The 26,158-nt window shown below is 70.3% G+C and carries 24 protein-coding genes; 10 read left to right on the top strand and 14 right to left on the bottom strand.

Translation table 11 applies throughout. The features are described from left to right. Positions 1–2 precede the first annotated feature (2 nt). From ABD951_RS15745 to ABD951_RS15735, 3 genes are read right to left on the bottom strand one after another with little or no spacing between them, the layout of a single operon-like run. The gene (locus tag ABD951_RS15745) at positions 3–803 is read right to left on the bottom strand and encodes an SDR family NAD(P)-dependent oxidoreductase (RefSeq protein ID WP_345346615.1); all 801 of its coding nucleotides are present in this window, start codon (positions 801–803) and stop codon (positions 3–5) included. Positions 804–837: 34 nt separating this feature from the next. Then, complete coding sequence (gene casI / locus ABD951_RS15740; RefSeq protein ID WP_345346612.1) at positions 838–2,511, bottom strand: steroid-22-oyl-CoA synthetase; 1,674 nt, start codon at positions 2,509–2,511, stop codon at positions 838–840. A 29-nt stretch (positions 2,512–2,540) separates the two neighbouring features. Beyond that, the gene (locus ABD951_RS15735) at positions 2,541–2,828 is read right to left on the bottom strand and encodes a hypothetical protein (protein WP_345346609.1); all 288 of its coding nucleotides are present in this window, start codon (positions 2,826–2,828) and stop codon (positions 2,541–2,543) included. Positions 2,829–2,980: 152 nt separating this feature from the next. Between ABD951_RS15735 and casG the strand changes: the two genes are divergently transcribed. From casG to ABD951_RS15710, 5 genes are read left to right on the top strand one after another with little or no spacing between them, the layout of a single operon-like run. Further along, complete coding sequence (casG, locus tag ABD951_RS15730; RefSeq protein WP_345346606.1) at positions 2,981–4,642, top strand: steroid-24-oyl-CoA synthetase; 1,662 nt, start codon at positions 2,981–2,983, stop codon at positions 4,640–4,642. Positions 4,643–4,654: 12 nt separating this feature from the next. Next, positions 4,655–5,146, top strand: a complete 492-nt coding sequence (locus ABD951_RS15725) for a nuclear transport factor 2 family protein (protein ID WP_345346603.1) — start codon at positions 4,655–4,657, stop codon at positions 5,144–5,146. A 59-nt stretch (positions 5,147–5,205) separates the two neighbouring features. Beyond that, the gene (locus ABD951_RS15720) at positions 5,206–5,556 is read left to right on the top strand and encodes an EthD domain-containing protein (protein WP_345346600.1); all 351 of its coding nucleotides are present in this window, start codon (positions 5,206–5,208) and stop codon (positions 5,554–5,556) included. 27 nt (positions 5,557–5,583) lie between these two features. Further along, a complete protein-coding gene (locus ABD951_RS15715; RefSeq protein WP_425569867.1) occupies positions 5,584–6,486 on the top strand; it encodes a TIGR03619 family F420-dependent LLM class oxidoreductase in 903 nt (300 codons plus the stop codon). Next, positions 6,483–7,001 (top strand): nuclear transport factor 2 family protein, encoded by a 519-nt coding sequence (locus tag ABD951_RS15710; RefSeq protein ID WP_345346594.1) that lies wholly within the window; start codon positions 6,483–6,485, stop codon positions 6,999–7,001. Before ABD951_RS15715 ends, ABD951_RS15710 begins: the two co-directional genes overlap by 4 nt. A gap of 198 nt (positions 7,002–7,199) precedes the next feature. Here the strand turns inward: ABD951_RS15710 and ABD951_RS15705 are convergent, their stop codons facing one another. Next, positions 7,200–7,595 carry a hypothetical protein gene (locus tag ABD951_RS15705; RefSeq protein WP_345346591.1) on the bottom strand — a complete coding sequence of 132 codons (396 nt, stop codon included), beginning with the start codon at positions 7,593–7,595 and terminating at the stop codon, positions 7,200–7,202. A gap of 362 nt (positions 7,596–7,957) precedes the next feature. Between ABD951_RS15705 and ABD951_RS15700 the strand changes: the two genes are divergently transcribed. The 4 genes from ABD951_RS15700 to ABD951_RS15685 all read left to right on the top strand — a co-directional run bounded on the left by ABD951_RS15700 (position 7,958) and on the right by ABD951_RS15685 (position 13,007). Continuing rightward, the gene (locus ABD951_RS15700) at positions 7,958–10,792 is read left to right on the top strand and encodes an FAD-binding and (Fe-S)-binding domain-containing protein (protein WP_345346588.1); all 2,835 of its coding nucleotides are present in this window, start codon (positions 7,958–7,960) and stop codon (positions 10,790–10,792) included. Positions 10,793–11,050: 258 nt separating this feature from the next. Beyond that, positions 11,051–11,821 carry an SDR family NAD(P)-dependent oxidoreductase gene (locus ABD951_RS15695; RefSeq protein WP_345346585.1) on the top strand — a complete coding sequence of 257 codons (771 nt, stop codon included), beginning with the start codon at positions 11,051–11,053 and terminating at the stop codon, positions 11,819–11,821. Beyond that, the gene (locus tag ABD951_RS15690) at positions 11,818–12,258 is read left to right on the top strand and encodes a nuclear transport factor 2 family protein (RefSeq protein WP_345346582.1); all 441 of its coding nucleotides are present in this window, start codon (positions 11,818–11,820) and stop codon (positions 12,256–12,258) included. The genes ABD951_RS15695 and ABD951_RS15690 overlap by 4 nt, the downstream gene beginning before the upstream one ends. A gap of 119 nt (positions 12,259–12,377) precedes the next feature. Continuing rightward, positions 12,378–13,007, top strand: a complete 630-nt coding sequence (locus ABD951_RS15685; protein ID WP_345346579.1) for a hypothetical protein — start codon at positions 12,378–12,380, stop codon at positions 13,005–13,007. Between the two features lie 49 nt (positions 13,008–13,056). Here ABD951_RS15685 and ABD951_RS15680 read toward each other — a convergent pair whose 3' ends face one another. The 7 genes from ABD951_RS15680 to ABD951_RS15650 all read right to left on the bottom strand — a co-directional run bounded on the left by ABD951_RS15680 (position 13,057) and on the right by ABD951_RS15650 (position 20,855). Further along, a complete protein-coding gene (locus ABD951_RS15680) occupies positions 13,057–13,845 on the bottom strand; it encodes an SDR family NAD(P)-dependent oxidoreductase (RefSeq protein WP_345346576.1) in 789 nt (262 codons plus the stop codon). Positions 13,846–13,935: 90 nt separating this feature from the next. Further along, positions 13,936–14,586, bottom strand: coding sequence for a PaaI family thioesterase (locus ABD951_RS15675; protein WP_345346573.1), 651 nt, complete (start codon positions 14,584–14,586; stop codon positions 13,936–13,938). Continuing rightward, entirely contained in the window at positions 14,583–15,455 is an 873-nt protein-coding gene (locus ABD951_RS15670; protein WP_345346570.1) for a MaoC/PaaZ C-terminal domain-containing protein, read from the bottom strand. Before ABD951_RS15670 ends, ABD951_RS15675 begins: the two co-directional genes overlap by 4 nt. 5 nt (positions 15,456–15,460) lie before the next feature. Continuing rightward, entirely contained in the window at positions 15,461–16,666 is a 1,206-nt protein-coding gene (locus ABD951_RS15665; RefSeq protein WP_345346567.1) for a lipid-transfer protein, read from the bottom strand. An 11-nt stretch (positions 16,667–16,677) separates the two neighbouring features. Next, positions 16,678–18,870, bottom strand: coding sequence for an acyl-CoA dehydrogenase family protein (locus ABD951_RS15660; RefSeq protein WP_345346564.1), 2,193 nt, complete (start codon positions 18,868–18,870; stop codon positions 16,678–16,680). An 85-nt stretch (positions 18,871–18,955) separates the two neighbouring features. After that, positions 18,956–20,119 (bottom strand): steroid 3-ketoacyl-CoA thiolase, encoded by a 1,164-nt coding sequence (locus ABD951_RS15655; protein ID WP_345346561.1) that lies wholly within the window; start codon positions 20,117–20,119, stop codon positions 18,956–18,958. A gap of 118 nt (positions 20,120–20,237) precedes the next feature. Next, the gene (locus tag ABD951_RS15650; RefSeq protein ID WP_345346558.1) at positions 20,238–20,855 is read right to left on the bottom strand and encodes a TetR/AcrR family transcriptional regulator; all 618 of its coding nucleotides are present in this window, start codon (positions 20,853–20,855) and stop codon (positions 20,238–20,240) included. Positions 20,856–21,018: 163 nt separating this feature from the next. Between ABD951_RS15650 and ABD951_RS15645 the strand changes: the two genes are divergently transcribed. Continuing rightward, a complete protein-coding gene (locus tag ABD951_RS15645) occupies positions 21,019–22,551 on the top strand; it encodes an FAD-dependent oxidoreductase (protein WP_345347364.1) in 1,533 nt (510 codons plus the stop codon). Positions 22,552–22,626: 75 nt separating this feature from the next. Here the strand turns inward: ABD951_RS15645 and fahA are convergent, their stop codons facing one another. Genes fahA through ABD951_RS15630 form a run of 3 tightly spaced genes read right to left on the bottom strand, consistent with a single transcriptional unit; the run spans position 22,627 to position 25,897 of the window. Beyond that, positions 22,627–23,808, bottom strand: coding sequence for a fumarylacetoacetase (gene fahA / locus ABD951_RS15640; protein WP_345346555.1), 1,182 nt, complete (start codon positions 23,806–23,808; stop codon positions 22,627–22,629). Continuing rightward, positions 23,805–24,689, bottom strand: a complete 885-nt coding sequence (locus tag ABD951_RS15635; RefSeq protein WP_345346552.1) for a hypothetical protein — start codon at positions 24,687–24,689, stop codon at positions 23,805–23,807. Before ABD951_RS15635 ends, fahA begins: the two co-directional genes overlap by 4 nt. Continuing rightward, positions 24,686–25,897 (bottom strand): homogentisate 1,2-dioxygenase, encoded by a 1,212-nt coding sequence (locus ABD951_RS15630; RefSeq protein ID WP_345346549.1) that lies wholly within the window; start codon positions 25,895–25,897, stop codon positions 24,686–24,688. The genes ABD951_RS15635 and ABD951_RS15630 overlap by 4 nt, the downstream gene beginning before the upstream one ends. Positions 25,898–26,158 lie beyond the last annotated feature (261 nt).

Below are 26,158 nucleotides of genomic sequence, written 5' to 3'. Positions count from 1 at the left end.
ACTCAGGCCGTGAGCGAATCCACCAGCTTCGGAGCCCAGACCACCTTACCGAGGAACCGGTCGGCGTCCGGGTCGGTCGCCAGCCACACCGCGGCCGCGGCAGGCACGGTCGCAGGCACCGAGTCGAACCCCTGGTCCTCGATCGTGTCGGTGCCGCCGCGGGCCAGGCCCGACTCGGTGACCACGAAGCCGGGGCTGAGGTTGAACGCCCGCACGCCGCGGTGCCGGTATTCGGCGTTGACGGCGCCGGCGAGTCGACTGAACGCCGCCTTGGACGCGGCGTACGACAGCCCCCAGCCGCCCTCGCCGGGCGCCGCCGGCGGATCCATCGTCGCCGAGCCCGACACCAGGTTGACGAGCACCCCGGAGCCCCGTTCGACCATGGCCGGCAGCACCCGCTGGATCAGCGCGAGCTGGTGCAGGTAGTTGCCGCGCATCATCAGCGTGGCATCGTCGAGTTCGACGTCGAGGATCCGGTCCATGTTGCCGGCGGTCTGGGCGTAGGCGTTGTTGACGAGAACGTCGACACGGCCCCAGGTTTCGAGCACCCGGTCGGCCGCGGCGAGCACCGAGGCACCGTCGAGGAGGTCCATCGGGACGCCGAGCGCGTCGACGCCGAGCGCGCGCACCTCCGCGGCGGTGGTCTCCAGGCTGCCCGGGACCGCGATGTCCGCTCCGCGGGTCCGCGGCGGCACCCGGCCGTCACCCTCGCGCACGGTGCGTGCGGTGAGGGCGACGTCGAAACCGTTGCGAGCGAACGCGAGTGCAACCTCACGTCCGATCCCGCGACTCGCTCCGGTCACCAGTGCGACGGGGCGCCCACTCGGCGCGACGACGTCAGGCACCGAGGAACCGCTGTCGCCCGGACGCTGCGAATTGCGCTTCCAGATCACGCTTCTCATCGTCGCTCATCGGAGCGTAGACGGGCTCGCCTCGTCCCTCCCAGCGGTACACCGGTTCGTCGCAGCGCCACAGCTGAGCCTGCAACTCCCGCTTGAGCACCTTGTTCGACCCGGTCACCGGGAGGTCTGTTGACACCCGCACGAATCGGGGTGCCGACTTGGTGCCCAGGTCGTCCTGTGCGCCGAGGAACGCGGCGAACTCGTCTGGGTCGAAGTCGGTGAGGTCGGCGACCTCGATCGCCGCCATCACCTGGTCGCCCGAACGCGGGTCCGGGACCGCGTAGACACCGGTCGCGATGACCTTCGGGTGCCGCCGCAGGATCCGCTCGATCATCAGCGCGGAAGTGTTCTCGCCGTCGACGCGGATCCAGTCGCCCTTGCGACCGGCGAAGTAGATGAAACCGTCCTCGTCGACGTAGCCGAGGTCGCCGGTCCAGTACCAGCCGTGCTTGATCCGGTCGGCGATCGCCTGCTCGTTCTTGTAGTAGCCCTCGAACCGCTTGGCACCGCCCCGGTCGATCATCTCGCCGATCGCCTCGTCCGGGTTGAGGACCCGGCCGTGCTCGTCGAGCTTCGCGCGGTCGCACTCGACGAGGGTGTCGGGGTTGACGACGGCGATCTCGTCGTGCGCGGGCCGACCGAGCGCCCCCTCGGGGGCCGCCGGGTCCAGCTTCACCGAACCGGCGCCCTCGGAGGAGCCGTACCCCTCGAACAGCTCGGCACCGAAGCGACGCACGAACTCGACCTTGTCCTCCGGGGAGGCCTCGGTGCCGAACCCGCGGACGAGGGTGTTGTCGATGTCGTCGGCCTGCTCGGGCGTTGCCATCAGGTACGACAGCGCCTTGCCGACGTAGGTGAAGAACGTCGCATCGAAGAACCGCACGTCGGCCAGGAACCCGGACGCGGAGAACTTGCGGCCGGCAGGCAGGCACACCGTCGCACCGTTGGCCAACGCAGGCGCCCACAGCGCCATCAGCGCGTTGCCGTGGAACAGCGGCATGCAGCAGTAGTCGACGTCCTCACGCACGTGCCCGTACTTCACGCTGTTCGCGTAGGCCAGCCGAGCGAGCCGGCCCTGGCTGCATCGCACGGCCTTCGACATACCGGTGGTGCCCGACGTGAACAGCAGCAGGAACAGCGTCGACTCGTCGATCGACGGGTCGAGGACGGGCCGCTCGACCCGGTACGCGGCGATCGTGTCCGCGTACGACGGGTCGTCGACGAGGACGAAGCGATCGTCGGCGAGACCGAGGTCGAGGCCCTTCAGCTTCGCCATGCCGTCCGCGTCGGTGACGATCAGCTGGCAGTCGACGTACCGGATCTCCGCCTCGAGCTCGGCGCCGCGGCGGGTCGGGTTGATGCCGACGATCGTCGCTCCGGTCAGCGCGGCGCCACCGAGCCAGAACAGGAACTCGGGGACGTTCTCGAGGAGCACGCCGATGTGGAAGGGACCCTCCCGGCGCAGGCTCTTCGCGTACTCGCCGCGGGCCGCGCTCTCACGGACCGTCTCGTCCCAGGTCCAGTCCCGGTCCCGGGTCCGGGTGCCCAGGTGCTCGTCCCCGAGACGATCGAGCAGCATCTCGGCAATCGTTGCGCGTTCCAACTCCACTCCTGTGTTCGTGTTCTGCATTGTGGGGGTCACGACGCACGCACCGGCGGGGTCGCGGGGTTCTGCTTCGGCACGCGGTGGGTGCCACCGTAGACGGCGAGGGCGGTCCCGGGGGCGGAGCCGGCCCGGTTCCTCGACGGTCGATCGCACCCGTCCCTACCCTGGTTCACGTGCGGGATCAGGAACGAGCCGACGGGATCGCGGTGACCGGGACGGACCTCGACGCCGCGACCGGCGCACGGCCACTCCGCGGTGCGGCGCGGGCCGCCCGCGGCGGCCGCCGCGACGGCCGCCGCCTGTGGGTCGAGTTCGGTCATGTCAGCTCCTCGGACAGCGCGTGTACGGCCGACGCTAACCAGGCCCGCGGACCCCGAAGCGGACCAGTCCCGTTCAGTGGAAATGGGACCCACGCCCCCCATCGGGCGTGTGATCCTTCCGTGCAATTCGAGTACAGGGAGGTCCCGATCGCATGACCACTTCCACCGATCCGCAGGCGTACCTGGCCGCCGTCGTGTCCCGGTTGACGGGACCGGACGCCCCGTTCGAACTGGTCGAGGAGGACGTGCGCGGCGCGCGGATGCCGGTGATGCGCGACCGGAAGCACGCCGTGCACGAGCTCCTGACGGCGTCGCTGGCGTACGGGGACCGCGACTACCTGGTCACCGAGGACCGTCGGATGTCGTTCCGGGAACACGCCGAGGCCGTCGCCTCCCTGGCCGAGGCGCTCGCCGACGAGTACGGCGTCGGTGTCGGCGACCGGGTCGGGATCGTGGCCGCGAACACGATCGAGTGGGTGATCGCGTTCTGGGCGACGCAGTCGCTCGGCGCGATCGCGGTCGGGCTGAACGCCTGGTGGGTGCCCCGCGAGGTCGAGTACGGGATCGCCCTGACCACACCGAAGGTGCTGATCACCGATGCGAAGCGGGCCGCACTGCTGGCCGACGCCGACATCGACGTCCCGGCCCTCTCGATGGAAACCGATGTTCCCCGCCTGATCACGGAGCACGCCGGCGCGACCGTGCACACCGCGGACGTCGCCGAGGACGACCCTTCGGTCATCCTCTTCACCAGCGGCACCAGCGGAAAGCCGAAGGGCGCCCTGCACTCCCAGCGCAACCTGCTGGCCGTCGTGGACTACCACCGGTACAGCGACGCCCTGCTCGACGCGTTCGCCGGTCGCGAGTACGATCCGAACCGGCCCAGCGACCTGCGCTACCTGCTCACCTCGCCGCTGTTCCACATCGCGAGCCTGCACAACCTCGTCGTGCCCCGCCTGGCCACCGGCAGCGCCGTGATCCTGTACCAGGACAAGTTCGACGTGGACCGGGTGCTGTCGCTGATCGAGCGGGAGAAGGTCACCAACTGGGGTGCGGTGCCGACGATGGCCGCGCGACTGATCGAGCACGGCAACGTCCGCAAGTACGACACCGCCTCGCTGACCGCGTTCTCGCTGGCGTCCGCGCCGTCCTCGATCGCGTTCAAGCAGCGCCTCCAGGAGGAGGTGCCGTTCGCGAAGGACTCCCTCGTCGACAGCTACGGCCTCACCGAGTGCAGCACCGGCATCGCGGTCGCCACCCCGATCGACGTCCAGCAGTTCCCGGGCACCCTGGGCCGGCCCATCTTCGGTGTCGCGCTCGAGATCCGCGACCCGCTCGGCGAGCAGGTGCCGGACGGCGAGGAGGGCGAGGTCTGCGTGCGCAGCCCGTACGTCATGCTCGGCTACTGGGACAACCCGGAGGCCACCGCCGCCGCGATCCGGCCCGGCGGCTGGCTGCACACCGGCGACTTCGGGCGGGTCGAGGACGGCCGACTGCGGCTGACCGGACGCCGATCGGACCTGATCCTGCGCGGCGGCGAGAACATCTACCCGACCGAGATCGAGCAGTGCCTCGACGAACACCCGGACGTGGTCGAGTGCGCGGTGGTCGGCGAAGCGCACGAGGATCTCGGCCAGGAGGTCGCGGCGATCGTCGTCGTCCGCGCCGGCGCCACTGTCGCCGAGGAGGAGCTGCGCGCGTTCGCGGCCGAGCGGCTGTCCTACTTCAAGGTGCCGACCCGGTGGCGTCTGACCACCGAACCGTTGCCGCGCAACGCGACCGGCAAGGTCTCACGCGGGCAGATCGCGCTGTAGGGGGCGGTTGTGGTGGACATCCGGCACACGATCGACCGGCTCGCGGCAACGGAGGCGGTCCGGGACCTGATCTTCTCGTACTCACACCTGATCGACCGCGGCGAGCTGGCCGCGGTGGCCGCGTTGTTCGCGCACGCCACGTACGGCCGGTGCGACGGCGACGGCAACCCGCTCGGTGGGCTCATCGAGCGGGACCAGGCGGCCGTCCTGCTCGCGAACGAGACGTTCGTCAAGATGCACGGCGACCCACCGTCGCCGCGTACGAAGCACGTCACCACCAACGTCCGGGTCACCGTCGCGGACGACAACGCCGCCGCGAGCGCGGTGTCGTACGTGACCGTGCTGCAGGGCACCGCGGACCTGGCGTTGCAGCCGATCCTGGTGGGCCGCTACTTCGACCGGTTCGAGGCTGTCGACGGCCGGTGGCGGTTCACCCAGCGACTGTGCTGCATCGACCACACCGGTGACCTCTCCGAACACGCACTGCGGGTGCTGCAGCGGTGATCGGGCCGACTCGATCGAGCCCGCCCGGAATCGCCTTTGCCTGAAGAGAGGACACCGTGGTGTTCAAGGCCATCGCCCTGTTGACACGCAAGCCCGGACTGTCGCGGGCCGAGTTCATCGACTACTACGAGCGCAACCACGCGCCGCTGATCACGAGCCTGTTTCCCCAGATCGTCGAATACCGCCGCAATTTCGTCGACCTCACGGACAGCCTTCGGGCACCGGGTGTGCCGGACCCGGACTTCGACGTGGTGACCGAGATGTGGTTCCGCGATCGCGCCGGCTACGAAGAGATGCTCGCCACGCATGCCCGCCCCGAGGTCGGGGAGGCCGTACGTCGGGACGAGCTGAACTTCCTCGATCGCACGAAGACCATCCAGTTCGTTGTCGACGAGCGTGCGCTGCCGTAGTCGCGAGACAGGAGCTCCATGCATCCCCTGCAGGTAGGCCTGAACCTCCTCGGCGCCGAGGCGATGTACGGCGGCCGGATCCAGCCGGTGCTGGACCTGGCCGCACGGGCAGACCGGGCGGGCGTCGACCTGATCTCCACCGGTGACCACCTCGGCTTCAACGCCACCGCGCACGCCGAGCGGGTCGAGCGACACGGGTTCGCTTTCACGCTGGATCATCCCTGGTACGAACCGATCTCGTTGCTCTCCGCGGTCGCGGCGGTGACCCGCCGGGCCCGGCTCGGGGTGTCGGTGCTGATCGCGACGGTCCGCCCGCCCCTGCTGTTGGCCAAGCAGATCGCCACCCTCGACGCGCTCTCCGGCGGGCGGGTCGCGATCGGGCTGGGTGTCGGCTGGCAGGAGGCCGAGTACACCGCCACCGGGATGCCGTTCGACGCCCGGTTCCGCCGGCTGGAGGAGACGGTCACCGCGTGCCGGGAGCTGTGGGAGGCGGCTCCGGCGACGTTCGCAGGCCGGGGGTATGCGTTCGAGGACTTCCACTCGTACCCGCAGCCGGTGCAGGCCCGGGTCCCGGTGCTCTTCGGGTTCGGTCCCAGCCGGCGGAACTTCGACCGGATCGCCCGGGTCGCGGACGGCTGGACCGTCAACCCGGCCGACATGGACTCGTTCGTCGAATCGGTCGCGTTGCTGCGGCGGTGCTTCACCGACCGGGGCCGCGACCCCGACTCTGCGCGCATCCAGGTGTCGATCACACCGACGCGGGACACGTCCGGTGCGGTGGACCTGGACGCCACCGCGGATCGGGTCCGGCACTGGCACCGGGCCGGCGCTACCGTCGTGGTGTTCCGACCGGCAGCGTTCGACTGCCGGGCCGAGGATGTCGAGACACTGCTCGACTGGATGGCCGGGCTGAAGGAGGAGACACGATGACCGTCGAGTCACGGGAACTGGCGGAACTGCTCGACAAGCAGGCGATCTACGAGGTGGTCCTGCGGTACTGCCGCGGCATCGACCGACTCGACTTCGACCTGGTGCGCGGCTGCTACCACCCGGACGGGATCGACCACCACACCGGCTTCGACGGTACGGTCGACGAGTACCTCGCCTGGGTGCAGCCGAAGCTCGAATCGCTGGCCGGCACGATGCATCACCTCGGCAATCACCTCGTCGAACTGTACGGCGACGTCGCGATCAGCGAGACCTACAGCACCAACGTGCACTGGGGGCACCCCGACCGGGGCGACTTCACCAGCGGGGCCCGCTTCGTCGACCTGATGGAAAAGCGCGACGGCCGGTGGGCGATCGCCGAACGCTGGGCGGTGCGGGAGTGGACCCGTTCGGACGAGGGCCGGATGATCGCTCCGGAAGCGGCCGGACCTCGGGGCACCCGAGCCGGGGGCGACGTGCTCGACGCGCTGCGCACCAGGGTGGGCACGCGGCCCTGAGTCCGGGCACCTCGCCGGTACGGGGCCGCCGTCGTTCACTCGACGACGGCCCCGACCCGTCAGCTGCCGACGACGGCGCCCGGGGCTGCACGTGTCCGGAGTGCGGCTTCCGAAACCGGCTCCGAGAGCCACCGGCACCCCGCCCCGACCGAGTCGCCGTCGCGACTCACCGCGCGACCGCGGCGCCCGCCGAATCGATCAGCTGCCGAGCAGGAATCCCAAGGTCTGCAAACCAATGTCGGCCGAACCGGCAGAACCCAACTGTGGGGTGTCCGGGCTGGGAGGGAGGACCGTCTCACCGTCCGCGTCGATGCAGGTCGCGCTGACCCGATACCCCCAGTCCGTGTTGAGCGGCGGCGTGGTGTACGTGCCGGCGCCGGGACTTCCGGTCAGCACCACCTCGCCACGGTGCACGTCCCTTCCGAAGGTCTCGGCCACGACGACCTGGCATCCGACCAGCGTCGGAGAACTGATTCCGGTGAGCTCCACCTTGATGGTGCCGCCCGGCATCTTGAACGCCTGCATGTAACCGTCGACCGTTGCGGAACTGAGCGCGGGATTGGCGAGCAGGGCCAGAGCTGCGACTCCGGCCACGACACCCCCACGGGCACAGCTCTTACGGGAAATCTCCACAATGTCTCCATTTCTTCCCAAGCGGCCTGCTCCGACCGAACACGACAGGCGCGACAGCTGACATCATGCACACCGGACGGGACCGGAGACCCCCGATCGGAAGAATTGACCGATTTACGAATTGTACTGTCTAACAAGACAAATCAGTGCACATCATTCGCCTGTGCGACCCCGGAGCCATTCACTCGACCCAGGCACACGAGCAGCGTTGGACGCCCCCTGCGCCCGAACAGGACTTCTGCATTCTCGAGTCGGCAAGCGCAGTGTCGACAGCGGAGCGCGGCGCTGGCACGACGTCGTGCGAGGGCCGTAGTATCGGCAGGGTGTCGCAGATCAGGGGTACCGACGACCTGACCTCGGCGATCTCCGCGCTCCGCGCGCGGATCGCGGGCGACGTGGACGACAGCACCCGGCGCCGGGCCGAATACAGCACCGATGCCTCCAACTACCGTGTCGTGCCCGATGCAGTGGTGTTTCCCCGCTCCGACGAAGACGTCGCGGCAGTCCTCGAGGTCGGCCGCGGCCACGGCCTTCCGGTCACCGCACGAGGGGCCGGAACCTCGGTGGCGGGCAACGCCATCGGGCCCGGACTCGTCCTCGACTTCAGCCGCCACATGAACCGGATCCTCGACCTCGACCCCGACGCCCGGACCGCGGTCGTCCAGCCGGGCGTCGTGCTCTCCTCGCTGCAGCGGGCCGCCGCGCCGCACGGTCTGCGGTTCGGCCCGGATCCGTCGACACAGGACCGGTGCACTCTCGGGGGCATGCTCGGCAACAACGCCTGCGGCCCACGCGCCGTCGCCTGGGGTCGGACCGCCGAGAACGCCCGCCGGCTGAGCGTCCTGGACGGCACGGGTACGCAGCGCGTCCTCGCCGACGGCCTGTCCGCGGTGCCCGGGCTGGACGCCTTCGTGACCGCGAACCTCGCGACCCTACGCACCGAGCTCGGCCGCTTCGACCGGCAGGCGTCGGGTTTCTCGCTCGAGCACCTCCTGCCCGAACGGGGGCACGCGCTCGCGAAGGCGTTCGTCGGCACCGAGGGCAGCTGCGGCCTGATCCTCGACGCCACCGTCGACCTGGTTCCGATCCCCGCCGCGACGGCGCTCGCGGTCCTCGGCTACCCCGACATGCCCGCCGCCGCCGACGACGTCCCGGCGCTGATGGCCGCACGCCCCCTGGCCGTCGAGGGAATCGACGCCCGGCTCGTCGACGTGGTCCGGCGCCACAAGGGCGCCGCCGCGGTACCCGAACTGCCCCGCGGCGACGGCTGGCTCTTCGTCGAGATGGCCGGGGACACCGCCGAACAGGCACTCGCGGCCGCCACCGCGCTGTGCACGGCCGCGAACGCGATGGACACCAGGGTGGTCCCGACCGGGCCCGAATCCACGGCCCTGTGGCGGATCCGGGCGGACGGCGTCGGGCTGTCGGGACGCACCCGGCGCGGACGCCCGGCGTGGCCCGGCTGGGAGGACGCGGCCGTGCCCCAGCATCGCCTCGGGGCGTACCTGCGCGACTTCGAGAACCTGATGGGCGAGCACGACGTGGACGGTCTGCTGTACGGCCACTTCGGGGACGGCTGCGTGCACGTCCGACTCGACTTCCCGCTCGACAGTGCCCCCACCCGGTTCCGGTCGTTCCTGGTCGATGCAGCGGAACTCGTTGCCGGACACGGTGGCTCGATGTCCGGCGAGCATGGCGACGGCCGGGCCCGGTCGGAGTTGCTGCCGCTGATGTACTCGCCCGCAGCGCTGTCCGCCTTCGCCGGGTTCAAGGCGCTCTTCGATCCGGACGCCGTCCTCAACCCGGGTGTGGTGGTGGCGCCCGCCGCGGTCGATGCGGATCTGCGGGTGCCCGCCGCGGGCCCGGTGGCGGGTGTCGGCGGGTTCGCGTTGCACGACGACGCCGGTGACCTGTCGGTGGCCGCGCATCGCTGTGTCGGAATCGGCAAGTGCCGCGCGGACTCCGGCGGCGTCATGTGTCCGTCGTATCTGGCGACACGGGACGAGAAGGACAGCACCCGTGGCCGCGCCCGAGTGCTGCAGGAGGCGATCAACGGCACCCTCGTCACCCGCGGGTACCGCGCGCCCGAACTCGCGGAATCCCTCGACCTGTGCCTGTCCTGCAAGGCCTGCTCCTCGGACTGCCCGGCCGGCGTCGACATGGCGACCTACAAGTCGGAGGTGCTGTACCGCCGCTACCGCCGTCGCCTGCGACCGCCGAGCCATTACACGCTGGGGCAGCTGTCCCGGTGGACCGCGCCCGCGTCGGCCGTACCGGATCTCGTCAACTTCCTGTCCGGACGTCCTGCGTTGCGCCGCACCGGCCTGCGGCTGGCCGGACTCGATCCGCGACGAGCGGTCCCCGCGCTGGCCGCCCAGAGTTTCCGGCGCTGGTGGCGGCGCCGGCCCCCGTCCACGCCCGCCGACCGTGAGGTGCTGCTGTGGGTGGACACCTTCACCGATGCGTTCTCGCCCGAGATCGCCCGTGCCGCGGTCACCGTCCTCGAAGCCGCGGGCTACGGGGTCGCGGTCACCGAGCGGCGCGCCTGCTGCGGGCTGACCTGGATCACGACCGGCCAACTCGACGGCGCCCGCCGTCGGCTCGCCGCAACGCTGAACCAACTCCAGCCGCACCTCGACGCCGGGCGTCCGATCGTCGGGCTCGAGCCGTCGTGCATTGCCGCGCTGCGCGCGGACCTGCCCGAACTGCTGCCGGACGACCCGCGCTCGCGGCGCGTCTCGGACGCGACCCGCACGCTCGCCGAGTTCCTCGCCGAAGCAAGCGCTTCCGACGGGGCGCCATGGCAGCCTCCACGCCTGGACGGCGTCGAGATCGTCGTCCAGCCGCACTGCCACCAGCACGCTGTGCTGGGCTCCGAGGCGGACCGCCGACTGCTCGCGTCGGCCGGTGCCGAGTTCCGCGAGGTCGCGGGATGTTGTGGGCTGGCCGGCAATTTCGGGATGGAGCGGGGGCACTACGAGGTGTCCGTCGCGGTCGCGGAGAACGGCCTGCTCCCGGCGTTGCGCGCCGCCGGGCCGGGTGCGCTCCTGCTCGCGGACGGGTTCTCCTGCCGCACCCAGGCAGCGCAGCTTGCCGGGGTCGAGGGCCGACACCTGGCCGAGCTGCTCGCGCACCCGCCCGTCCCGGCGCCCGAGTAACCGGCGCCCGCGACGAGGTCCCGGCCCCCACCGGGCCTTGTCCCGCCCGCGTTCCCACGGCGCGGGAATCCGCCGAGGGGGCCCCGGCGGGCAAACCGGCACGCCACGACCGACGAGCAGCTCACCCGCATCCCATTCGCAACCAAGCGCTTGCTTGGCACGGGTGATTGGGCTATCAATGAACTCACGGCGTTGCCGGGCCCCCGCACTCGCGGTGGAACCCTCGGCCACGGACCGACATCCACCGCTGGAGGAACTGTGGGAGATTTCAGTCATCGATCCGGGGCAGCCCTGGTACTGGGCGCCAGCGGAGGATTGGGGCGGGCGACGGCCCGGATGCTCGTCGAGCGCGGGTCCGATGTCGCGCTGACGTACTTCCGGTCCGAACGCGCGCTCGATCCGTTGCTCGACACCGCCCGGACCCATGGGCGCACGGCGAGCACCTGGCAGCTCGACCTGTCCGACGCGGCGCGGACCGCCGACATCGTGAACCAGGTCGCGGAGAAATTCGGTGGAATCCACACGCTCGTGTACGCCGCCGGGCCCCACGTGCCGATGGTGCATCTGAGCAAGGTTCCGCCGGCCGACTTCGAACGCCAGGTGGTCACCGACGTGGCGGGCTTCTTCAACGCGGCCCATGCGACCCTGCCGCACCTGCGCGAGAGCCGCGGCAACATCGTCGCGGTGACCAGCGCGGGGACCTCGCGCTTCCCGGTCCGGGACGGGCTGTCGATCGGCCCGAAGGGTGCGGTCGAGGCACTGGTCCGCGGCATCGCGGCCGAGGAGGGCAGGTTCGGGGTCCGGGCCAACTGTGTCGGCCCGGGGATGACCACCGACGGCATGGCCGAGCGGCTCATCGCGTCCGGAGACCTCGACGACACCGCGCTCGACGTCGCCCGGGGGAACATCCCGCTCCGCGCGTTCGGGGATGCCGACGACATCGCCGAGGCCGTGTGTTTCCTCGCCTCCGATCGCGCCGACTTCATCAGCGGTCAGAAGCTCGACGTCGACGGGGGTTTCGGGGTATGACCGGCGAACCGGCGATCGCCGAGACCTCGGCGGAGGCGATTCGGTCCCTGATCGCCCGAGTCGCGCATGCGGCCGACGAAGCCGCGCTCGAGGCCTACACGCAGCTGTACACCGAGGACGCCGTGTGGGAGATGACGGGCGCGACCCGGGCAGGCGCACGACCTCAGGTCTGCACGGGCAGAACGGAAATCGTGGCCGCCGCCCGGGAACGCCGGGACGCGGGAATCGCCGGTCCCGGCACGGCGACCCGGCATGTGACCACGTGCGTCGCGGTCACCGTCGACACGGCGGACTCCGCGCGGGCCGAGTCCGTGTGGCAGTTCTTCGTCGACACCACCACGGCGCCGAGCCTGTCGGGCATGGGTCGGTACCACGACGTGTTCCGTCGGGTCGACGGACGTTGGCTGCTCGCCAGGCGATCGATCACCGTCGGCTGACCCGCGGGCTCGGCGGCGAATTCCGGCAAACGACACGTGGATTCGCCGCCGAAACCCTAGACTCCGTGCCCGACTGAGCGGTATCGGCGTTCGGGGAGACCCGGGAACAGAGGATGACGATGGGCAGCACCAACTCGAGCGGGACACGGGCCCGGCTGACACGGACCGTCGCGGGGGGAGCCGTCGCCACCGCCGTTGCCGTGGCGACCGCGGTGGGTGCACCCGCCACCGCGTCCGCCGCACCGGCCGTGCAACCCCCGACGATGACCACCGCCCTCGACGGCAACAACCTGACCATCGACATGCAGGACCCCAACACCGGCCTCGACAATCTGCTCACGGTGTGCACGGCAGCACTGTTGAACGCGGAGAAGGCGATTCCGCTGCTGCCGGGTGTCGTGAACGGGCAGCTGCCGCCGCTGAACCAGATCGACCCGGCGCTGTTCCAGTGGGGGCCGTCGCTCGACGTGACCAATGCGCTGGACCGGTCGAAGACCTACCAGGTCCGCGACATCCCGGCCGGCGTGTACGTCGCACTCGGCGTGTGCGCCAAGGGCACCGACGTCACCCACCCGGCGTTCGACTACGAGCCGGTCCTGGTCGGATCGCCGATCGCGCTCGGCTCGTCCGCACTCGGGTTGGGCAGCACGGTCCTCGGCACCCCCGGCGCCCTCGACGCGGTGCTGACCCTGCTCGGGGTCGACTCCGGGAGCCTTGGCGGTTCCAGTGAGGGCTCCTCGGGCAGCTGAGACAGTGGTGCGTCCCGGCACCGTCCGGGACGCACCACCCTCCCCGACGTCAGTCCACCCGAGGCGCCCACTGCACGCCGTTGATGTGGCTGCCGCCGTCGACGAACAGCGTGTTGCCGGTCAGGTAACGGGAATCGTCGGACGCGAGAAACGCGGCGACGGTCCCGATGTCGTCGAGGGGATCACCGATGCGTCCCATCGGGTTGGCCGCCTCCTGGCCGGCCGCCATCTGCGGGTTCGCGTCGGCGACACGCTGGTAGGCGGCGCTCTTCGCACCCGGGCAGATGACGTTGCAGCACACCTGCTTCGGCGCCCACTCGCGGGCGACGGTGCGGGTCATGCTGCGCAGCGCCTCCTTCGCGGCGTTGTAGTACACCGAGTACATGTGGGCGTTGACGCCGTTGAGACTGCACATGTTGATCACACGTCCGGTGCCGTGCTCGGCGAGCGCCGGGAAGGCGCGCTGCATGGCCCAGAACGCCGACATGACGCCCATGTCGAAGCCGATCCGCATGTTCTCCTCGGCGGTCTTCTCGAACCGCGCGTAACCCAGGGGACGCCAGGCGTTGTTGACCAGGATGTCGAGCCGTCCGAACTCCTCGGTGCCCGCGTCGACCATCGCGTGCACCTGCTCACGATCGGTGACGTCGGCGCGGATGAACTTCGCACCCACGCCCCACTCCTCCGTGAGCCACCGAACGGTGTCGGCACCCGCCTGCTCGTCGATGTCCGAGACGACGATGTTCGCACCCTCACGTGCCATCGCGCCGGCCACGCCGCGGCCGATGCCCATGCCCGCTCCGGTGATGACTGCAACCCGTCCGTCCAGCTTGCCCATGTCCACTTCCCTTTCCCGAGACGGACGAAGGGCACCGTCGCACGGTCCACCCGAACGACGGCGCCCTTCTCTCCGTGGTTGTCGTCCCTGCTAGCGGGGACGCGGCACGCCCGCTTCGATGAACAGTCCTTCCACCGAGACGCACACCTCGCCGGCCGCGTTCCTGATGTCGCCGACGGTGCGGATCTTCCGGCCGTCCACCGCGATCTGCTTGCCGGTGATGGTCAACGGCTCGAACAGCGGCGTCGGCTTGTGGTAGCGCGTGTTCAGCTGCGCGGTCATGCCGGCCTTGCCGCCCCATGCGTTCGCCACCCCGAGGACGTGGTCGAGGAGCAGCGCCGAGACACCGCCGTGGACGCAGCCGGGTGGGCCCTGGTACGGCAGCGTCAACGTCACCACCCCCTGGACCGAACCGTCGTCGAGCCCTTCGAGGACGAGTGGCGGCGCGATCGCGTTCTCGGGCCCGGTGATCGGGTCGTGCCGGGTGACCCCCTCACCGCTCCACATGTCGATCATCCGCTCGGCGACCTCCGGAGCGTGCTCCTCGAGGTGGTCGGCGATGCTGTTGAGTTCCTCGGCGACCCGGTCGAGGTTGGCGTTGCCGCGATCGGTGCGCAGCATCGCGTCGATCACGCGGCGGGCCGCGGCGGTGGCACGGTCCACCGGCGCGTCCTGCGGAGCCGAGGTCAGCACCGTGCGGTGCGGGTGGGTCTGGGCGGTCGGATGGTCACCGACGTTCACGAGCGAACCTCCATCGTCGCGTGGGTCAGAACCGGTTGGCCGTCCCGCTCGGGACACGTCGCGAGCAGCGTGAGCGTGTCCGCGTCCCGCCAGACCGAGGTCTCGATCGTCTCACCCGGGTACAGCGATCCGGCGAACCGCACCGAGAACGACTGCACCCGAGTCGGATCCCCGTCCAACAGACCGTCGACGACGGCCTTGCACACGACGCCGTACGACGCGAGCCCGTGCAGGATCGGCCGGTCGAAGCCGGCCATCTTCGCGAACCCCGGATCGGCGTGCAGAGGGTTCAGGTCGCCGCTGAGCCGGTACACGAGCGCCTGCTGCGTCCCGGTCGGCGAGACCAGGACCCGGTCGGCGTCTCGCTCCGGCGCGGCGTTCGACACCTCAGGCCCGGCATCTCCGCCGAAGCCACCCTCGCCGCGCGCCCAGATCTGCATTCCGGTGGTCCACAACGGATTTCCGTCGGTGTCGACCGCGGACTGCTCGAGCACGATCACCGCGGCCTTGCCCTTGTCCCAGACGTCGGCGACCCGCGACGAGATCGTCGCGGTGCCCGACGCCGGGATCGGGGCGTGCACCGTCAGCGACTGCCCCCCGTGCAGGATCTTGCGCAGGTCGATGTCGATGCCGGGCAGGTTCATCCCGGCCGGCGCCAGGTCACCGGCCGAGATGCCCTGCCCGGCGACCATCGCGAACGTCGGCAGCACCCTCATGTCCTGCTCGTACACCCAGCCGAGTTCGGCCGGGTCGAGGGACTTGACACCCGCTCCCAGACCCAGGTGGTACAGGATCACGTCACGCTCGGTCCACCTGGCTTCGCGGACGGTGGGGGCGGCCGCCAGCGCGGCGCTCACGTCGATCGACATGTCGGTTACGACTCCTTGGAGATGGTTCCGGACCGGTACAGGGTGACGACACACGCCCCACCGAGTCCCAGGTTGTGTTGCAGGGCAACGGAGGCACCCTCGACCTGACGGGCGTCCGCCTGCCCGCGCAGCTGCCAGTTGAGCTCCGCGCACTGTGCGAGGCCGGTGGCCCCGAGCGGGTGGCCCTTCGAGATCAGGCCGCCGGACGGGTTGACGACCCACCGCCCGCCGTAGGTGGTGGCACCGGACTCGACGAGCTTGCCGCCCTCGCCCGCCGCGCAGAGGCCGAGGCCCTCGTAGGTGATGATCTCGTTGATCGCGAAGCAGTCGTGCAGCTCGATGACGTCGACGTCGTCGATCGTCAGTCCGGACTCGGCGAACACCTGCTCCGCGGCCGCGCGGGTCATCGGTGCGCCGACGACGTCGATCATCGACTTGTCGGCGAAGGCCTCCGCGGTGTCGGTGGTGATCGCCTGCGCGACGATCTCGACCGCCTGGTCCTCGAGCCCGTGCTCGCGGACGAACTTCTCGCTGACGACGATCGCGGCGCCGGCGCCGTCCGAGGTCGGCGAGCACTGCGACCGCGTCAACGGTGCGTGAATCATCTTGTCGGCCAGCACCTGGTCCAGGGTGTACTCGTCCTGGAACTGCGCGTACGGGTTGTTCACCGAGTGCTTGTGGTTCTTGACCGCGACGGCGGCGATCTGCTCGGCGGTGGTGCCGTAGCGCTCCATGTGCTCGACTGCGGCATTGCCGAACAGCTGCGCGGTCATCGGGCCCCGGCCCCAGCCGAACTTCTCGATCATCACCTTCAGCTGGTCGTCGAGGGTGGTGACCTTCGGCATCTCGCCGGTCCCGGTCATCGACGTCTTCGTCATCTTCTCGAAGCCGACGGCCAGCGCGCAGTCGACGAATCCCGCCTGCACCCATTCACGGGCCGTCAGCAGGGCGGTGGAACCGGTCGCGCAGTTGTTGTTGACGTTGACGATCGGGATGCCGGTCAGCCCCGTCTCGTACAACGCCCGCTGCCCGGCGGTGGACGCCCCGAACACGTACCCCGCGGCGGCCCGCTGAACCTGCGAGTAGTCGAGTCCGGCGTCCGCGAGCGCCTTGCCCACGGCCTCGGTGACCATGTCCGGGTACTCCCAGTCCCGGGACTCGATCTTCTCGAACTTGGTCATGCCGACGCCGACCACGAAGGTACGGTTCATGGGATACGTGCTCACTTTCCGGGTTCAGGATCGCGCGGCAGACCGAGGATCCGCTCGCCGATGATGTTCAACTGAACATTCGTCGTACCACCGGCGATCGACATGCACTGCGAATTCAGGAACATCTGCGTCGCGGACCGGCGATCCTGCTCGCCGAGCAGCGACGTCGGGCCCGCCCAGTCCATCGCGACCTCCCACACCTGCTGGATGTGTTCGACACCGAGCAGCTTGGCGATCGACGACTCGGCACCCGGCTGGGCACCGGTCAGCGAGCGCAGGGTGGTGCGCAGGCCCATCAGTCCGCCGGACTGCGCGTCGCACAGCACCTTGCCGAGGACGGTCAGCTGCTCGTCGTCGAGCCCGCCCGGGATCTCGGCCGCCAGGTCCAGCAACGCCTCGCCGCCGGAGCCCAGCGAGGAGTCGTGCGAGAGCGACACCCGCTCGTTCGCGAGGGTGGTGCGGGCCAGCTTCCAGCCGTCACCGGGTTCGGCGACCAGGCACTCGTCCGGAACGAACACGTCGTCGAAGAACACCTCGTTGAACAGGGCCTCGCCGGTGATCTCGCGCAGCGGGCGGATGTCGAGGCCCTCGGAGTTCCTGATGTCGATCAGGAAGTACGACAGGCCCTTGTGCTTGGCCACGTCGCCGTCGGTCCGCGCCAGGCAGATGCCCCAGTCGGCGGTGCGTGCCATCGACGTCCACACCTTCTGGCCCTGCAGCCTCCAGCCGCCGTCGACCTTGGTCGCCCTGGTGGACAGTCCGGCGAGGTCGGAACCCGCGCCGGGCTCGGAGAACAGCTGGCACCAGGTGATGTCGCCGCGCAACGACCCCGGCAGGAAACGCTGCAACTGCTCCTCGCTGCCGTGCGCGATCAGGGTCGGCACGACCCAGTTTCCGATGATCATGTCGTGCGGCTCGAGCGCCGCCGCGCGCAGCTCCTCGGCGATCACCAGCTGGGTGACGGCGTCGGCGCTCTTGCCCCACGGCGTGGGCAGGTGCGGTGACGTGTAGCCCTTCTCGGCGAGGTATTTGGTGCGGGCCGCCCCCTCGAGCGCCATGGCGGGCGCGAGCTCGGCCCGGACGTCGGCCCGGATCCAGTCCGCCTCCGCAGGCAGATCGATGCCGAGAACGCGGCGGGTACCCCCGAGGGTCAGCTTCGCGACCCGACGCTTCCAGGACGCGGTGGAGCCCAGGAGGATTCGCAGGGACTGCGCCCGCCGCAGATACAGGTGGGCGTCGTGCTCCCAGGTGTAGCCGATGCCGCCGAGAATCTGGATGCAGTCCTTGGCCACCTGGAACGCGGCCTCGGGCGCGACGGCCGCGGCGACCGCCGCCGCCAGCGACGACTCGCCCGCCGAGGCGCCCTCGCCCAGCGCCCGGGCGGCGTCCCAGGCGGTGACACGGGCCTGCTCGGCCAGGCTCAGCATCCGGGCGGCCTTGTGCTTGACGCCCTGGAACTGGCCGATCACCCGACCGAACTGCTGACGGACACGCGCGTAATCCGCCGCGGTGGTGGTGGCCCAGTCCGCGAGGCCGGAGGACTCGGCCGCGAAAAGCGTTGCCGCAACGTCGATGACCCGCTCCGCATCCAGGGACACCACGTCGCCGTCGGCGAGGGTCAGACGGTCGGCGGCCACCTCCGCGTTGCGGCGGACCACGTCGTGGCTCGGCAGCTCGGTGACCTGGAGTCGCTCACGGTCGACGACGACGAACACGAGTCCACCGGCGTCGTCGGTGGCGGCGAGCAGGAAGAGGTCACCGACCTGGCCGCCGAGGACGGGGCCGGACGTGCCGGACAGCGTGACCGTGCCGCCGTCGCGGGTGAGGCGAAGCCCACCCGGCAGCAGCGCGACCGCGCCGAACGTGGTGCCGTCGGCCAGGGCCGCCAGCTCGGCCGTGCGGCCGGCCTCGTGCAGAACCGCGGAGACGATCACGGTCGGCAGGAACGGTCCGGGCACCATCGCCCGGCCCAGTTCCTCGGCGACGATCGCGGTCTCGAGCAGGGTGAAGCCGGCGCCGCCGGCCTCTTCGGGCAGGTGCAGGCCGAGCATGCCGAGCTCGGCGAGCGTGCCCCAGTACTGCGGCCGGGTCTCGATCTTGGCCTCGACGGCCTCACGGATAACGGCCGGGGTGGCGTGCCGTGCGGCCCACCCGCGCACCGAGTCGCGGAGCTCGCGGTCCTCGTCACTCAGTCCAATGGTCATCACAGGGTCCTTAAGTAGAAGAAATTCTCGTGCCGAGCCCGGACTCGTCCGAGTGATCGCTCCCGGTCACTCGGGGGGAGGGCGGTCAGATGCGCTCGATGATCGTGGCGGTGGACAGGGCGCCGCCCGCGCACATCGTGATCAGCGCGGTGGACCGGTCCGAGCGCTCGAGCTCGTGCAGGGCGCTGGTGATCAGCCGCGAGCCGGTCGAACCGACCGGGTGCCCGAGCGCGATCGCACCGCCGTTGACGTTGACCTTGCTCATGTCGGCCTCGTGCACCTGCGCCCACGACAGCACGACGGACGCGAACGCCTCGTTGATCTCGACGATGTCGATGTCCGACAGCGACATTCCGGTGCGGTCGAGCACCGCCCGGGTGGACTCGATCGGACCGTCGAGGTGGTAGTAGGGGTCCGAGCCGACCATCGTCGACGCGACGATCCGGGCACGCGGACGCAGCCCGGCCTCGTGAGCCTTCTCCTCGCTCATCAGCAGCACGGCGGCCGCACCGTCACTGACCTGGGAGGAGTTGCCCGCCGTGTGGATGCCGCCCTCGACGACCGGCTTCAGACCGGCGAGCCCCTCGGCGGTGGTCTCCCGCAGGCCGCCGTCGCGGGTCACGGTCGCGATCTCGCCGGTGGGCTCGCCCTCCTTGGTGACGACGGGGGCCTGGACCGGGACGATCTCGCGATCGAATCGCCCCTCGGCCCAGGCAACCGCCGCGCGGCGCTGCGACTCGAGACCGAGGGCGTCGACGTCGCCGCGCTTGATGCCGCGACGGGTGGCGATCCGCTCCGCGGAGGTGAACTGGTCGCCCATGTCGATGGTCCAGTCGTCGGGGTAGGGGTTGCCGGTGCCGGGTGCGTTGGCCTGACCGAGGAAGACCCGGCTCATCACCTCGACGCCGCAGCCGATGCCTGCGTCGATCTGCCCGGACGCGATCAGGCCGGCGACGACGTGCACGGCCTGCTGGGAGGAACTGCAGGCGCAGTCGATCGTGGTCGCGGCGGTCGCGTAGGGCAGCCCGGCGTGCAGCCACGCCTGCCGGGTGACGTTGTTCGACTGCTCGCCGGCCTGGGTGACGGCACCGCCGACGATCTGGCCGATCCGGTCGGCGGGCAGCCCGGTGCGGTCGAGAACGGCCTTCTGGGCGGCACCGAGCAGGACCGCCGGGTGCACCCCGGCCAGCTGGCCGCGGCGGCGGCCGATCGGCGTCCGTGCGGCCTCGACGATGACGACGTTGCTCATGTTTGCTCCCCTGACGAATACGATTTCTGAAACGTATTCTATTTAGCAGGGCGGTGCCGTGGCCGTGTCGTCCCACCGAGCGAGACCGACCGCGTGAACGCCGCGACCGGCGGTCCAGTCAGGCGGGCGGACCCGACAGGTCGCCGAGCAACAGGTCACATGCGATGCGCAGATCGGACTCGATCTCGGGGATCGAGGTGCGACTGTTGAGCCCCGACTGGATCAGTCCGAACCACAGTGCGACGGCCAGCCGCAGCACCGTCACGTCCCGGATCGTCGGCTCGTCGATGCCCGCCGCATCGAGGAGCAGCCGGTCGAACTGCTGGTCGATCTTTGCGACATCGGGGATCGTCGCCGCGTTGGACGTCGCGGCGGACTGGATCATCGCGGTGGCCAGCAGCGGGGTCCGCAGCAACGCCCGGGTGGCCTGCAGCAGCGCCTCGTACACGGCGTCCGCCGGCGACCTCAACCCGCGGGACCGGCGCGCCAGCTGGTCACCCATCCGCCGGATCTGATCGACCATGACCGCGACGAACAGGTGCGTCTTCGACGGGAAGTAGCGATACAGGGTGCCGATCGCGACACCCGCGAGTTTCGCGACTTCCTGCATCTGGACCCGCTCGAGCTCCTTCTCGGCGCCCAGCTGAGCGGCGACCTTCAGGATGCGTCCGTGGCGGGCCCGCTGTTCCGCCGAACTCGGCTCGGCCGCGTCGCGTGCCTCGGCAAGTCTCGGCATGTCGGTTCCCCCACTTCGTCCACTTCTGTCGAACTGAGCCTAGATCCTGGCATCCACCGACGGCCCCCGGAGGAGGGTTCCGCTCAGTGGGAGCCCGGCCACCTCCCGGACCCGGCTGCGATTGCCTGTCTGCACATTCGACGCGATGGAGGTTTGGGGACACATGCAGGACTGGACGGACGAATACGACGTGGTGGTGGTCGGGTCCGGCGGCGGGGCGCTGACCGGCGCCTACACCGCGGCCGCGCAGGGCCTGCGCACCGTGGTGCTGGAGAAGACCGACCTGTTCGGGGGCACCTCCTCGTACTCCGGTGCCTCGATCTGGCTGCCCGGCACCCGGGTCCAGGAGCGGGCCGGGCTCGCCGACTCCACCGAGAACGCCCGCACCTACCTGCGCAGCCTGCTCGGCGAGGCCGAGGCCGACCGCCAGGACGCGTACGTCGAGACCGCGCCGACGGTCGTCGAGTTCCTCGAGCAGGACCCGAACATCGACTTCGAGTTCCGCGCGTTCCCCGACTACTTCAAGGCCGAGGGGCGTCTCGACACCGGTCGCTCGATCAACCCGCTCGACCTCGACCCCGCCGACATCGGCGATCTGGCCGATCGGGTGCGGCCCGAACTGGACCGGGACCGCACCGGCCAGGGCCACGTGCCGGGCGCGCTGATCGGTGGTCGCGCGCTGATCGGGCGCCTGCTCGCCGCGGTCGCCGGTACCGGCAACGCCGACCTGCGCACCGGCATCCGGTTCACCGGGCTGGTCGTCGAGGACGGCCGCGTCGTCGGGGTGACCGCCGAACACGACGGGCGGGCCCAGCGGATCAGGGCAACCCGCGGCGTGCTGATGGCCGCCGGCGGCATCGAGGGCAACGCGGACGCGCGCGCCGACAGCGGCACCCCCGGCCGGGCGGAGTGGTCGATGGGCCCGATCGGTGCCAACACCGGTGACGCGATCGCGGCCGGTGTGGCGGCCGGCGGCGCCACCGCGCTGCTGGACGAGGCGTGGTTCTGCCCCGGTGTCGAGCAGCCGGACGGCACGGCGGCGTTCCTGGTCGGGATCCGCGGCGGCATCGTCGTCGACGCGAACGGCGAACGCTACCTGAACGAATCGCTGCCGTACGACCGATTCGGACGGGCGATGCACGCACACAACGGAAGTGGCGCGGCGGTCCCGTCGTGGATGATCTTCGACTCCCGCGAGGGCGGCGGCCTGCCCGGCATCAGCATCCCGAACACCCCGCCGGAGACGCACCTGGAGGCCGGCACCTGGGTGCGGGCCGGCACGCTCGAGGAGCTGGCCGCGCAGGCCGGCCTGCCCGCCGACACGCTGCGCGCGACCGTCGAGCGGTTCAACGACTACGCGAAGCGCGGGGTGGACGAGTCGTTCCACCGCGGCGAGGACCCGTACGACGACTTCTTCTGCCCGCCGAACGGCAACCCGAACAAGGCGCTCACCGCGATCGAGACCGGCCCGTTCTTCGCGGCCCGGATCGTGCTCGCAGACCTCGGCGGCAAGGGCGGTCTGGTCACCGACGTCGACGGCCGCGTCCTGCGCGCGGACGGCACCGCGATCGACGGCCTGTACGCGGCGGGCAACACCTCCGCATCGCTGAGCCGGCAGGTGTACCCGGGCCCGGGTGTTCCGCTGGGCACCGCGATGGTGTTCGCCTTCCGGGCCGCCCAGCACATGGCCGGCTGACGGACGCCGAACGGCCCCGCCCGACCATGCCATCGAGCGGGGCCGTTCTCCGTTGTCCCGCAGCCGATTCCACGATCAGCCCGGCATCACGGCCGGCAGGATGCGGCCGCGTACCTCGCCGAAGCCGATGCGGGTACCGTTCGGTCCCGGCGCCGTCGCGGAGATCGCGACCTCGTCGCCGTCCTCGAGGAACGTGCGTCGCTCGCCTGCCACGGTGACGGGTTCGGCTCCGCCCCATGTCAATTCGATGAACGCCCCGCGCTGGTTCTGCTCCGGACCGGAGACGGTGCCGGACCCGAACAGGTCGCCGGTGCTGGCAGCGGCTCCGTTGGCCGTGGTGTGCGCGAGCATCTGCGCCGGTGACCAGTACATCCGGCCGTACGGCGGCCGAGTGACGACCTGCCCGTTCCACTCGACCTCGAGCTCGACGTCCAGGCCCCACTTCTCCTCGCCCCGCAGGTACGCCAGCGGGGTCGGGTCCTGCACCGGCGTGTCGATACGGGCCGCCTCGAGCGCCGCGAGCGGAACCACCCACGGCGAGATCGAGGTGGCGAAGCTCTTGCCGAGGTTCGGGCCCAGCGGCACGTACTCCCACGCCTGGATGTCACGCGCGGACCAGTCGTTGAGGATCACCACGCCGAAGCAGTGTTCCGCGAACTCGTCCGGGGTGATCGAGGACCCCATCGGCGACCCGACACCGACGACGAAGCCCAGCTCGGCCTCGATGTCGAGACGAACGGACGGACCGAACGTCGGGGCCGCGTCGGCGGGGGCCTTCCGCTGGCCGCGCGGGCGCACGATGTCGGTGCCCGAGACCACGACCGTGCTGGACCGGCCGTGGTACCCGACCGGCAGGTACTTCCAGTTCGGCATCAGCGGCTCCGAATCGGGGCGGAACAGGCGGCCGAGGTTGGTGGCGTGGTTCTCCGAGGCGTAGAAGTCGACGTAGTCGGCGACCGCGATCGGCAGGTGCATCGTCACGTCGTCGACCGCGACCACCGCCTCGGCGGCGATCTCGCCCCCGACGAGTTCGGTGATCCGTGCGCGCACCGCGGCCCACCGCCGGCGCCCCTGCGCCATGAAGGAGTTCAGCGTCGGCTGCGCGAAGACGTCCTCGCCGAGCAGCTTCGCGAGATCGACGACGTGGTCACCGACACGGACACCGACTCGCGGATCCGTTCCGGCGGTGGAGAACACACCGTAGGGCAGGTTGTCGATGCCGAACAGCGAATCGCCGGGGATCGAAAGGGCGGTCATGCGCGGGTTCCTTCACGTGCGGCGGCCGAATCGGTGGCGGACACCAGGCCGAGTGCGGTCAGGTCCGCGAGCGGGTCCGCGATGCTGCACGTTCCGTACGACCGGAAGCGGGCACGCAGCGCGGCCACCGCGTCGGCGGGCAGCGCGCGGAGGGCGGCGGCCAGCCGCCTGCCGTCACGGTCCGCGAGCACAGCGGCGAGGTCCTCGACGCCCGCCCCCGCACCGGCCTGGTGGGTGGCCACCATCAGGTTGAGGAAGCCGTGCTGCTCGAATCCCGTGTCGGGATCGGTGTTCCGTACCGCATGGTGCAGCCCCGCCGTCGCCTTGAACGGGACACCCAGCGACACGACCGTCTCGATCGCCGCGGCCAGTTCCGCTTCGTCCGGGTACGCGTCCGCGACGACTCCACCGGTGCGGAACTTCGCCCGGTGGTCGGTGCCGGACAGGCCGGCGAGAATCTCGGCCCGGCGACCGCCCCTCGGGACCTCGATATAGATATCCACTCCCGGTGCGGCCGAGTCGATCTCGCGCAACGCGGCGACGAGGTCCGGGACGGACTGGTCGATCGGCACGGCGATCTCCAGGGACACCAGGCACACGCCGTCGATCGCGCCCAGCCGGCCGAGTGCCGCCGGCACCGCGTCGGTGCCGCCCGGCACGGTCAGGCTCAGCCGGAGCGTGCGACGGTCGCCGTCGGCGAGCACGGCGGGCAGCTCGGCCACTCTGTCCGCGGGAAGGACGAACGGCCCGACCAGATCGGCGTGCCCACCGTCCTCGTGTGCGAAGTGCGCAGGTACCGCGTCCTCGAGCGGGGCGTTGCCGGGCGGGAACAGCGCGGCGTCGTCGCAGAGCCCGACGAACAGCGGCGAGATCGCACTCACTGCGCCGACCCCTCCCCCGGTCCGCGTCCCGCCCAGGTCCACGCGTAGGCGTGATCCTCGCAGGCGAGGGCACCCTCGCCGAGTTCGAGCGGCCGGAAGGTGTCGACCATGACAGCCAGCTCGTCGAAGAACTCGACACCGATGCTGCGCTCGTAGGCGCCCGGCTGCGGGCCGTGCGCGTGGCCGCCGGGATGGATCGAGACCGAGCCCTGGCCGATCCCGGAGCCCCTGCGCGCCTCGTAGTCGCCGCCGCAGTAGAACAGGATTTCGTCGGAGTCCACGTTCGAGTGGTAGTACGGCACCGGAATCGACAGCGGGTGGTAGTCGACCTTGCGGGGCACGAAGTTGCAGATCACGAAGCCCGCGCCCTCGAACGCCTGGTGCGCCGGCGGCGGCTGGTGCACGCGTCCGGTGATCGGCTCGTGGTCGGAGATGTTGAAGGTGTACGGGTACAGGCAGCCGTCCCAGCCGACGACGTCGAACGGATGGGTCGGGTACACCATGCGGGTGCCGACGATGCCGTGGGAGGTGCGGTGCTTGACCAGCACCTCGACGTCGGAGCCCTCCACGACGAACGGCTCGGTGGGCCCGTGCAGGTCACGCTCGCAGTAGGGCGCGTGCTCGAGCAGCTGACCGAACCGGGAGAGGTACCTCTTCGGCGGGGTGATGTGACTGTTGGCCTCGATTGCGTATGCGCGCACCGGTTCCGAACCCTGGGGAAGCCAACGGTGCGTGGTCGACATCGGAAGCAGGACGTAGTCGCCCTGTCGCGCGCGCAGTGTGCCGAAGACGGTCTCGACGATCGCCTCACCGGACTCGAGGTACACGATCTCATCGCCGATCGCGTTGCGGCACAACGGCGATTCCTTCGACGCGACCACGTAGGAGATACGAACGTCGGCGTTGCCCAGGATCAGCCTTCGGCCGGTGACGATGTCGGTGTCGGGCCAGATCCGTTCGGGGAACAGGTCGTGCAGCCGGAGATGCCGCGGCTTGAGCGGGTGGTTGGGGGTGGTGCTCTGATCGGGCAGTTCCCACACGGTCGAGTCGACGATCGCCGACGGGATGCGGCGGTGGTAGAGCAACGACGAATCGGAGGTGAAGCCCTCCTCACCCATCAGCTCCTCGAAATAGAGCCGGCCGTTCTCGTCGCGGTGCTGGGTGTGACGCTTCGGCGGGACACTGCCGAGCTGTCGATAGAACGCCATGACCGGCCTCCTTGGTTCGAGAACTCCCGGCTTCCACTCTGATGGGTCACGGTCTGCTTTGTCGACGTTCCGAGGGACTGCGTGCGCCCCCGGCCGTCTCACCACCTCCTGAGGTGTGTCACCGCAGTGACCAATCCACGGGCCTGCGCGGAACCATCGGTCGCGTCTGCTCTCCACCGCCGTACTCGCAATTTCCGACACTCGACGCACCGGACCAGAGCAGGACCGACCGCTGGTCCCGGGCACCCATTCCGTCCCGAA

The sequence above is a fragment of the Rhodococcus olei genome, assembly GCF_039540555.1.
GTDB lineage: Bacteria > Actinomycetota > Actinomycetes > Mycobacteriales > Mycobacteriaceae > Rhodococcus_G > Rhodococcus_G olei.
This window is presented reverse-complemented; position numbering and strand designations above follow the sequence as displayed.

Coding starts and splice junctions, on each gene's coding strand:
- ABD951_RS15690 (WP_345346582.1), top strand. CDS start 11,818: ATGACCGGCGAACCGGCGATCGCCGAGACCTCGGCGGAGGCGATTCGG.
- ABD951_RS15655 (WP_345346561.1), bottom strand. CDS start 20,119: ATGAGCAACGTCGTCATCGTCGAGGCCGCACGGACGCCGATCGGCCGC.
- ABD951_RS15735 (WP_345346609.1), bottom strand. CDS start 2,828: ATGACCGAACTCGACCCACAGGCGGCGGCCGTCGCGGCGGCCGCCGCG.
- ABD951_RS15670 (WP_345346570.1), bottom strand. CDS start 15,455: ATGTCGATCGACGTGAGCGCCGCGCTGGCGGCCGCCCCCACCGTCCGC.
- ABD951_RS15660 (WP_345346564.1), bottom strand. CDS start 18,870: ATGACCATTGGACTGAGTGACGAGGACCGCGAGCTCCGCGACTCGGTG.
- ABD951_RS15665 (WP_345346567.1), bottom strand. CDS start 16,666: ATGAACCGTACCTTCGTGGTCGGCGTCGGCATGACCAAGTTCGAGAAG.
- ABD951_RS15630 (WP_345346549.1), bottom strand. CDS start 25,897: ATGGCGTTCTATCGACAGCTCGGCAGTGTCCCGCCGAAGCGTCACACC.
- casG (WP_345346606.1), top strand. CDS start 2,981: ATGACCACTTCCACCGATCCGCAGGCGTACCTGGCCGCCGTCGTGTCC.
- ABD951_RS15645 (WP_345347364.1), top strand. CDS start 21,019: ATGCAGGACTGGACGGACGAATACGACGTGGTGGTGGTCGGGTCCGGC.
- ABD951_RS15680 (WP_345346576.1), bottom strand. CDS start 13,845: ATGGGCAAGCTGGACGGACGGGTTGCAGTCATCACCGGAGCGGGCATG.
- ABD951_RS15650 (WP_345346558.1), bottom strand. CDS start 20,855: ATGCCGAGACTTGCCGAGGCACGCGACGCGGCCGAGCCGAGTTCGGCG.
- fahA (WP_345346555.1), bottom strand. CDS start 23,808: ATGACCGCCCTTTCGATCCCCGGCGATTCGCTGTTCGGCATCGACAAC.
- ABD951_RS15685 (WP_345346579.1), top strand. CDS start 12,378: ATGGGCAGCACCAACTCGAGCGGGACACGGGCCCGGCTGACACGGACC.
- ABD951_RS15710 (WP_345346594.1), top strand. CDS start 6,483: ATGACCGTCGAGTCACGGGAACTGGCGGAACTGCTCGACAAGCAGGCG.